Here is an 8,966-nt window from a genome sequence, read left to right on the forward strand (position 1 = left end):
AGAAGCGGAGTCCTTCAGGCCGCCAGCCACGAAAACCGCATCTTCCAGGCTTCGGCTCGCAGGCATGGGATACTCGCCCGGGTAGCGCACAGGGCCGCTAATACGGATGGTTTGTTGAGGGGCCCCCGGTTTCGCCTGCGCATTCAGGCGCTGCAAAACGGGTGCAAAAAGCTCTTCCCGGGTATAAAGTTCTGGCGCTACCAGGTTGCCCTTTCCTGCACCCGCAAAGAAGAGCAACTGGTCTCTTTCATTCAACTGAATATCGTGCTCGCCACCAGGGTTTCTCAAGGCATCCCTTAAGCGCAGGTTCAGCACTGAAATAGTATCGTCCTGCGGATTGGTTCGTACGATGGCGGCATACTGCTTGTCTGCAACCGGAAGCAGGTCTGCATCCAGGTTGCGTATCAGAGAGCTCACGCGCATACCCGGCATCCAGGCAAATTTACCCGGGCGTGTGGCGGCACCCGTTATTTCTACAAATTGACCGGTTATGTCAGAGATCGATGGAATTTGAACTCTGTCACCAGCCTTAATGCGGGCGTTCTGACCTTTGTCGGACGTTAAATCGGCTTCTGCAATTATCCTAAGAAAGTCCTGATTAGTGCGTTCTATATTAATACGCTGGGGATAGGCCTGCGGGGTGAGGCCTCCGGCCATCCGAATCAGTTCTTTCAGCTTCGTTTCGTTTTTCAGCTCGTAGAGGGCTGGCCGGTAAACCTCTCCATCAATACCTACACGGGTACCTACCGGCGGAATAAAGACAACATCACCAGGCTGTAGCCGGCTGTCACCGCTGCTGTCACCATTAAGCAGGAGGTCATACAGGTCGATCGAACCTACCAGCTGGCCATTACGTTTATGCTGTACCTTGCGTAAAGACCCGGTATGTTTGATGCCACCAGAAACATACAAGGCATTAGTGATGGTGGACAGCGAACTAACAGTATAGGAACCGGGATTGCGAGCTTCGCCCAATACCAATATGCGCATGCTGCGCAGCTCGCCCAGAGTTACAGAGGCTTCTACCCCGATGTACTGTTCTGATACTCGCTTGCGAATTTGCTGCCGGGCTTCTTCAAAACTCAGGCCCGCAAGGGTCATAGGGCCAGAATCCGGAAAGCTGATACTGCCATCCCGGCTGATGGGTAGTTCCAGGTTCTTATTTTCTTTACCCCAAAGCTGAATATGCAGCACGTCTCCAGGCCCAAGGGTGTAATTCGTTGGTATCGGAATCTCGGTAACCGGAGCGAATGTGGTGGGGCTGCCAGCGAAGAGGTCATAACCGAAGGGCTTCAATCCGCCATTTTTCTCTGCCTGTGCTTGTTCTTCATCCTCTTGCTGGCTCACCCTTGCCTGTTCCCGGTTCTGGTCAGCAATGCTGGTGAGAGGATCCACTACGTTCACTGGCTCCGGGCGTGGGTTGCTGGCCTGTTCACTGATTGCTTCCAGGCTATCCAGATTAACTCCGTAACGCTCAGCCAAAGCCTCCTGTTGAGCCCTGGGCAATTGCTTGAATTGTTCTATCTGTGCTGAAGAAATCGTCTGGGCCGTCGCCACAATAGGAAGTAACAAGGCCAGAGGCAGTAGGAGCTTTTTCACATTCACAGGTAATATATTCCGTTATCTTAGAAACGATAGGTCCAGCTGGCGCCAGCTGACCATTGGTCTTTGGAACCGCTTACGTATTCAATTTTTTTGTCGGTTGCCTGAACGTTTACATCCAACCATCCGTTAAATAGCCCGGTGCCGTACCCCAGGTCCAATATGGCTATTTTTTGTGATTCCTCAGGCACGGTATAAAACACGTTGGCACTGGGCACCACGACACGGCTAGCACCGTCTTTATTGAGGTCCGCATAACTTACCCTGGCACTCAGGTGGCTTCCATTATCCATAAAATGATAGCCGCCAAGGGTAATTGCCTCGGCATCGCCGTCAAAGCTGGCGGCCATATTGCGCCCGTAGTACCGGTAGCCGGAGTTATAACGGCTATGTTCATAGCTTACATTGGGGCGGGCATTACCTAGAAAGTCATCGGCCTGGGTATTTACATATTCTGCAAACCACTGTTGATCACCATTGAGCAGACTGGTTGTCCAATCCACGCCAAACAACCAGGACTTGCGTGCAGGAAAAGCGCCGGCCTCATCTTCCCCCATCATCTGGGCATAAAGCCCCATAGACTGCTGATCGATGGCAAAACCGTAGCGGACATCAATACTGCCAATCTGGTTGCCTGGGTCGTCGTCTTCCAGCTGGCCGTTGTCTTTACCGATCAATGCGTTCCAAATGGTGGACAGCCCCTCCGGTCGCCCCTCCCCACCAAACATGATGGCGCGGGACAGGCCAATATCCAAACCATCGATAGGCCGAAAGGTGAGGCGCATTCCAAGGAATTTAGCATCAGATACCGCGCGGGCGCCTTCATATTGGCCGGCCAGCAAAGTGAAATCCCACGGACCAATCCAGTTTAGCCAAGTGGATTCCGGAGCGTAGGTATCTGCACGGTTCAGCCATACCGCAGGCATTGGGCGGGCGTTGCCAGACAAGATCAGGCTTGATTGCCAGCCGGGCCCCCACCAACGGTTAACCGAACCGGCACCAAGCACCCAATTGCTAGCGGTGGCAGCAAGGTAAGAGCCGTCCATGCGGAACTCTTTATCATCGTCTGGATTGTAAGCATAGGCAGGCTTAAGACCTACACCCCAGATTTCCCCCTGCCATTGCAGATTGATCGATGTACCGGCTTTTGATAGTGAGTTGGTTTCAAATCCGGTAATGGCAGGAATTTCCGACTGGCCACTGAGCGCAAATTCGCCACGGAAACCAGGCTGTGCCTGCTCGTTCATTTCAAAGCGAAGATAGGCTTGAGCCAGCCCGACAGCTTCCTGGTCCGCTTTAACCGTTGCCTGGGTGCCGTTCTTGACAGCACTCCACATCAGCGGCCAGGTGGTCACTCCGCGATCCAGATGGCCACGATCTGCCAGTTTCTGAGCAGCAAATCGCGCCCGCGGGTCGCCCGACTCCAACCAGGGTGCAGCCACCACTGAAAAGCTGTTCAGGCACGCTACCGCCCCACCGACCAGGGCCCAGTGTTTTAAGGTCATATCATCAACTTTTGTACAACAGGGGTTCAAAACAACGGTGGGAAATACCCCACGCAATCCCTGCCAGGTTAGATATAAGGTGTTTCCAAGATGCGCGATTCTACTCGAAGACAGATGACAAGCAAGTGACAAAAAGTCTTACCTTTTAAAAATCAATAGATTAGGAACAAAAACTCTTGAATCACTCTCTTTGGGGTCAGGTCCGGGACCCGACCCCAACGTATTTCTTACGGCTTGATCGCCGAAACCGGCACACTAACCCGCTGCTGCTTTTGCATGAAGCTGATCAGCACAATGGCGCGTTCTTCACCATCGTAGGCCTGGAAGATCGCGCTAACGCCTGTGAAGGGGCCGTCTTCCAGCTCGATTACCTGGCCAGGTTTGATTCCACCCTGCTCTGCCACTTTGTCCATACTGACCTTGATATGATCAATGACTTCATCCGCCACGCCCGCAGGTTTGTTCGCAAAGCCCACAACACGCATCACACCTCGGGTAGAGCGAAGTTTGCCCCACATGGGATCGGTTGGCTCCAGATTGATAAAGATATAACCGGGAAACAGCGGCTCCAGCTTTTTGGTTCGCTTACCAGCTTTGACTTTCTCCACCTCTATTTTGGGGTAGAAGCAGGCGATGTCCTGATTCTGCAGATGCTGAACCGCGCGGTCACCCTGGGCAGGCTTGTGTTGAAGAGCGTACCAGGTCATGGTTTTTTCACCTTCAGAAGTACCAATTACCAGCAGCAATGAAATGTGGGTTCAGCACATCTTCTTTGCCATATTTCAAAGGGGTATGTTCCAGGGTTTGTACGTTGCCGCCAGCCGCTAAAAGTATGGCGTGAGCAGCCGCGGTGTCCCATTCGCTGGTGGGCCCCATGCGCGGGTAGATGTCGGCATGGCCTTCGGCAATACGACAGAATTTCAGGGAACTGCCGGCCTGTATGGTTTCGTGGTCGCCCAGAGCGTCAATGAAGGCCCGGGTTTCATCATTCATATGGTTTTTACTGGCCACCACGCGCTTGGTTGCCCTCGGCTCGGCCACGTGAATCCGGCTAACGCGGCCGGTACGATCACGCTTGAAAGCACCTTCGCCTTTTATACCCCAGAAAGCCTCTTTCAGCGCCGGTGCTATAACAACACCCATAACCGGCTGACCATCTTCAATCATGGCAATATTGACGGTGAATTCGCCGGTGCGCTGGGTGAAATCTTTGGTGCCGTCGACAGGATCGATCAGCCAGAAGCGACGCCAGTTCTTGCGCTCTTCCCACGAAACTTGCGCCCCCTCTTCCGACAGAACGGGAATATCCCGGCTGATGTTACGCAGCCCTCTGACAATGATGTCATGACTGGTCGTATCCGCTGCGGTAATGGGCGAATGATCTTCCTTGTAACCCACCTTGAAATCGGACTGATAGATGTGCAGCACCTTCTCGCTGGCCTCATCTGCCACTTTTACCACATCCGGAAGTATTGAACTGTAGTACATGCTTACTCGCTCCCTGCCTGTCCTTTTTTGCCATAGTAGCAAACTTTGAGAATTCAAATGCCTTGGGGTCAGGTCCCGGACCTGACCCCAACTTGAAATTGGCGGCGCGGTGAGGCAAATTACTCGCCTACAATTTAATTCACAAGGAATGTGAGATGGCCCGCCGACCAAGGATTTGTCCGGCCGGAATGCCCCAGCATGTAATTCAGCGAGGGAATAACCGGCAGCAGTGTTTCCAGGATTTTGCTGATAAAGCTACCTACATGATGCTTCTGCTTCGGTACTTGAAAAAGTATGACGTGGATGTTCACGCCTGGGTATTTATGAGCAATCACACCCATCTACTTGTTACTCCCCATACCGAAAATGCGCTTTCCGGATTCATGAAATCGGTAGGGCAAGCATACGCTCAAAGCTTCAACCACAAATACGGGCGCAGCGGTAGTTTATGGGAGGGGCGATTCAAGTCCTGCCTGGTGGATACTGAATCCTACTTCCTTCAGTGTCAGCGCTACATCGAACTGAACCCAGTAAAGGCCGGCATGGTGGAATACGCGGGCGATTTCCAGTGGTCCAGCTATCGTTGCCATGCTTATGGCATGCACTCCCCTCTGCATACCCCCCACAGTAGCTATCTTGAATTTCAGCCAGACTCTGACCGTCGCTATGAAAGCTACCGCGCCTTTGTTGACAGCCCAATGCCTGGCGGTCTTGAAGACTTAATCCGATATACCGCCATCGCAGGCAAAGCTCTGGGCTCAGAGAAATTTCAGGAAGAGATAGCCGCCCAATACGGCTGAGCTTGTTACGTTAACCGGGGTCAGGTCCGGGACCCGACCCCAAGACATTTGGCGGAGCGAAATGTACCTGGCTATATTTCGACTTCCTGGAAGAGGTCTGGCACTTCCGCGGGCCAACCGAATTTTTCAGTAATGCGTTTGCGCATGATATCGCTGGCCAGAGCTTCGCCGTGGGTGACGTACACTTGTTCGGGTTTCAGGTTGCCCTGCTCCAGCCAGGAGAGGATCTCGTTGTAGTCCCCATGGGCCGACATTGAGTGCAGAGAATGAATCTCGGCTTTGACCGGCCAGTATTCTCCGTGAATCTTCACCGATTCGGCGCCATTTACCAGCGCATCTCCCCGGGTACCTGGCGCCTGAAAACCTGCAAATACAACACTGTTACGAGCATTTGGCAGCAGGGTTTTAAGATGATGCAAGACTCGCCCACCTGAAGCCATGCCGCTGGCTGAGACAATCACACACGGATAGCGCACCGAATCCAACTCTATGGATTCCTCAACCGTGCGAACGAATTCGGTGTTGTGATCAATCAACTCGCATTGAGCCCGGTTGAGCTTGTGCTCTTTATGATGTTTACAGAAAATCTCCGTGGCCCGAATCGCCATCGGGCTGTTCAGGTACACCGGCATTTTCGGTATACGGCCCTCGCCCATCAGTTTATGCACCACGTAAAGCAGCATTTGCGCGCGACCAACCGCAAAGGCTGGCACCAGGGTAATGCCGCCACGGCCAGCAGTTTTCGTGATAATGTCCGCAAGCTCACCTTCAGGATCTGAACTCTCGTGGGTGCGGTCACCATAGGTGGATTCGCACACCAGCACATCCGCATGCTGCAGGGGTTCGGGCGGCCGCATGATAATGTCATCTTGCCTGCCCACATCGCCACTGAACACCACTGTGCGGTCATCCTCTTTGTGATGCACATGCACGCACGCAGAACCCAGAATATGGCCTGCGGGCGTGAAGCTCACTTCAAAGCCTTTGACTGGCTCAAATTTCTCATGGTAGTGCACCGACTCGAAGTGCTTCAGTGCTTCCCGCGCGTCCTTCTCAGTAAACAGCGGCTCCGGCTTTTCATGCTTTGAGAATTTTTTACGAAACGCGTACCTGGCGTCTTCTTCTTGCAGGAAACCAGCATCCGGCAGCAGCACTTTACAAAGCTCATGAGTGGCTTTGGTGCAGTATATCTTTCCTTTGAAACCATTCTTCACCAGCGCCGGCAGATAACCCGAGTGGTCAATATGTGCATGAGTCAGCACCACTGCATTAATAGTAGAGGGTTCAACAGGAAACGGCGCCCAGTTCCGCCGCCGAAGGGTTTTCACCCCCTGATACATCCCGCAATCCACCAACATCCGATGATGATCATCAGAAAGCAGATAACGAGACCCCGTTACCGTGCCGGTACCACCGAGAAAGCTAAGTTTCATAGAAGACCCTTAAATTGAATCATATGCATATAATTCAGCTTAGCCTAAAACTCAAATGGGGTCAGGTCCGGGACCCGACCCCGGTGCATTTGATGAGGTGAAATGTTCAGAGGTCTGCCCCTAATTTAATTTTTATTGATCTTTCTCAATATTCGGTATTGCAGGTACCGATAGGCTTGGAAGTTTCCTGAGAGGTAAGGTGCCTTATGGTTTGCAGTCCTTGGGTGAGAAATCTGATATTGGCAGCGGGCCTGAGTTGCTCGCTTTTGGCGCACGCAGAGTCCGGCGATAACGCCATGGCGCAACTGAGAGCGATCATGGCCGATGAGGAGCAACGCCAGGCCAGCTATGAAGCAGGCCATGAGCGCATTCGCTTTTGTGGCTACTGCCACGGCGAAGACGGCAACAGTAAACGGGATTACATTCCCAACCTGGCGGCACAGCACCCTCAATACCTGTTCAACCAGTTCGAAAAGTTTGGCGATGGTACCCGCGAAGATTATGTGATGTCACAACTGGCGAAGACCCTGACACTGGAAGAACGTATCAATATCGCCATTTATTTTGGTATGCAAACAGCAAAACCACGCCCAAGCACAGACGCCGCACGAGTTGAGGCAGGCAGATCCCTGTTCAAAATCCGTTGCGCCGGATGCCACGGCCTGGACGCGCAAGGCTTTCAGGACATGCCCCGTTTGGCCGGGCAACCTTCGGAGTATCTGGGCATCGCTCTGAACCGCTTTAAACAAATGGACCCGACAAAACACAGCACCCCCATGATCGGGATTGCCTCTGTGCTGTCTGAGGAGGACATCCAGTCCCTTGCGGCTTACCTGACAACCCGATAGCGAAAGGGGGGCTGACCTTGCCCCCCTACTTCAACTCGTTACAACACGGTTCCGCCCTGCAGTCTTGGCATCATAAAGAGCCTGATCAGCTCTTTCGAGAGCGTCCAGCGGTGAATCATCGTCCGGCGAGAGGCTCGTAACGCCCACGCTGACAGTAAAATTCACACTGTCTTCCCCGCCAGAACACGGCACGCTGCAAACTTCCAACTGCTCCCGTAAATTTTCCGCAACACCAGCGGCATGTTCTACAGACGTACCACGCAGCAATATGGCAAATTCTTCACCGCCAAGCCGCCCCAGAACATCACTCCCCCTTAGCTGCCGGATACTTGTATTCACCAGCGCACGAATGACCTCATCACCCGTAGAGTGCCCCCAGGTATCGTTAATCTGTTTGAAGTGATCGATATCCAGCATCAGAACAGAACCTTGATACCCGCCCTGCTTCACCTGATGGTGAGCTTCGTTGGCCGCTTGCATGAAACTACGACGGTTACGGCACCCGGTAAGCGGGTCAGTATGAGCCAACTCCCGATATTCCTCAGCCTGGCGAGTAAGGGATGCGACAATCAACCGGGAGACCATGACCCCTTTACCAACCAACACCAGAACAATAACCGCGTAGAGCGTCCAGAGCGTTTTGTTGGCTTCAGCTAAAGCCGCTTCCAGAGAAGCCTTATAGATATCCACCGTTTTCATAAGAAGTTCGTGCAGCTCTTCCGTTTTTCCGGCATCCAGAAAGAGTGTCAGAGGGCTGCCAGGAATGACAGAGGCGGGACTACGGTATGACAGCTCTCGCGCAGCGCCAAGAAAAGTGCGGACTTTCAGGTCAAGCTCGTATTCCGGGGCGAAATATATATCGTCTGCCGCCAACGAAAAACCTTTAAAATCGGAACCTTGCTGCAACAGCACATGATTACGATGCATCTTTGAAACAGCGCTGAGCAAGGCGGAATTCACGCCGTGATCAAAGGCCTCGCCAGTATCGATTGCATGCCGGTATGACAAGTGATTTATGCGTTCCGCCAAAACACTTTGCTCATAGCCCAGCTCAAGCACCTGGCTGGCGATACGTGTCACCGTCATTTTACGGTCAACCAGCGCATGGCTGGCTGTAACTGCCGCACCGACCACCAATAAACCCGCAAGATAAATGAGCAAGTGCTTGTTGTTTTTGGCAAGAAAAATAAGATAGCGGCAAAGCTGATTTTTACGAGGCATCACTTCAATACGTCAGGACGTTGAAAGTTCAACGTACCAGCTATTCCACCGCTTTCCTGTTCTTGAAAC

8 protein-coding genes are annotated in these 8,966 nt (G+C 52.7%); 2 read left to right on the forward strand and 6 right to left on the reverse strand.

The annotated features are described in order from the left end of the window. The 4 genes from ABYA77_RS14045 to cysQ form a co-directional block, all read right to left on the reverse strand. On the reverse strand, positions 1-1,605 hold a 1,605-nt coding region (locus ABYA77_RS14045; RefSeq protein WP_372966592.1), incomplete at its 3' end, for an SLBB domain-containing protein. A 20-nt stretch (positions 1,606-1,625) separates the two neighbouring features. Next, positions 1,626-3,107: a capsule assembly Wzi family protein gene (locus tag ABYA77_RS14050; RefSeq protein WP_372966593.1), complete on the reverse strand. Its 1,482-nt coding sequence runs from the start codon at positions 3,105-3,107 to the stop codon at positions 1,626-1,628. A gap of 227 nt (positions 3,108-3,334) precedes the next feature. Further along, positions 3,335-3,814, reverse strand: a complete 480-nt coding sequence (gene rfaH, locus ABYA77_RS14055; protein ID WP_372966594.1) for a transcription/translation regulatory transformer protein RfaH — start codon at positions 3,812-3,814, stop codon at positions 3,335-3,337. 13 nt (positions 3,815-3,827) lie between these two features. After that, positions 3,828-4,595, reverse strand: coding sequence for a 3'(2'),5'-bisphosphate nucleotidase CysQ (cysQ, locus tag ABYA77_RS14060; RefSeq protein ID WP_372966595.1), 768 nt, complete (start codon positions 4,593-4,595; stop codon positions 3,828-3,830). A 188-nt stretch (positions 4,596-4,783) separates the two neighbouring features. Between cysQ and ABYA77_RS14065 the strand changes: the two genes are divergently transcribed. After that, positions 4,784-5,395, forward strand: coding sequence for a transposase (locus tag ABYA77_RS14065; RefSeq protein ID WP_372966596.1), 612 nt, complete (start codon positions 4,784-4,786; stop codon positions 5,393-5,395). Between the two features lie 71 nt (positions 5,396-5,466). On the opposite strand, the gene ABYA77_RS14070 is transcribed toward ABYA77_RS14065, so the two are convergent. Beyond that, entirely contained in the window at positions 5,467-6,828 is a 1,362-nt protein-coding gene (locus tag ABYA77_RS14070; RefSeq protein ID WP_372966597.1) for an MBL fold metallo-hydrolase RNA specificity domain-containing protein, read from the reverse strand. A gap of 296 nt (positions 6,829-7,124) precedes the next feature. Between ABYA77_RS14070 and ABYA77_RS14075 the strand changes: the two genes are divergently transcribed. Next, positions 7,125-7,676: a cytochrome c gene (locus ABYA77_RS14075; RefSeq protein WP_372966598.1), complete on the forward strand. Its 552-nt coding sequence runs from the start codon at positions 7,125-7,127 to the stop codon at positions 7,674-7,676. Positions 7,677-7,706: 30 nt separating this feature from the next. On the opposite strand, the gene ABYA77_RS14080 is transcribed toward ABYA77_RS14075, so the two are convergent. Further along, a complete protein-coding gene (locus ABYA77_RS14080; protein ID WP_372966599.1) occupies positions 7,707-8,897 on the reverse strand; it encodes a GGDEF domain-containing protein in 1,191 nt (396 codons plus the stop codon). Positions 8,898-8,966: the final 69 nt, after the last annotated feature.

Source organism: Marinobacter sp., from assembly GCF_041595835.1.
In the GTDB taxonomy this organism is placed as follows: Bacteria; Pseudomonadota; Gammaproteobacteria; order Pseudomonadales; family Oleiphilaceae; genus Marinobacter.

Bases quoted from the DNA above. Each gene is read 5' to 3' on its own strand.
- ABYA77_RS14050 (WP_372966593.1), bottom strand. From the start codon at position 3,107: ATGACCTTAAAACACTGGGCCCTGGTCGGTGGGGCGGTAGCGTGCCTG.
- rfaH (WP_372966594.1), bottom strand. From the start codon at position 3,814: ATGACCTGGTACGCTCTTCAACACAAGCCTGCCCAGGGTGACCGCGCG.
- cysQ (WP_372966595.1), bottom strand. From the start codon at position 4,595: ATGTACTACAGTTCAATACTTCCGGATGTGGTAAAAGTGGCAGATGAG.
- ABYA77_RS14065 (WP_372966596.1), top strand. From the start codon at position 4,784: ATGCCCCAGCATGTAATTCAGCGAGGGAATAACCGGCAGCAGTGTTTC.
- ABYA77_RS14070 (WP_372966597.1), bottom strand. From the start codon at position 6,828: ATGAAACTTAGCTTTCTCGGTGGTACCGGCACGGTAACGGGGTCTCGT.
- ABYA77_RS14075 (WP_372966598.1), top strand. From the start codon at position 7,125: ATGGCGCAACTGAGAGCGATCATGGCCGATGAGGAGCAACGCCAGGCC.
- ABYA77_RS14080 (WP_372966599.1), bottom strand. From the start codon at position 8,897: ATGCCTCGTAAAAATCAGCTTTGCCGCTATCTTATTTTTCTTGCCAAA.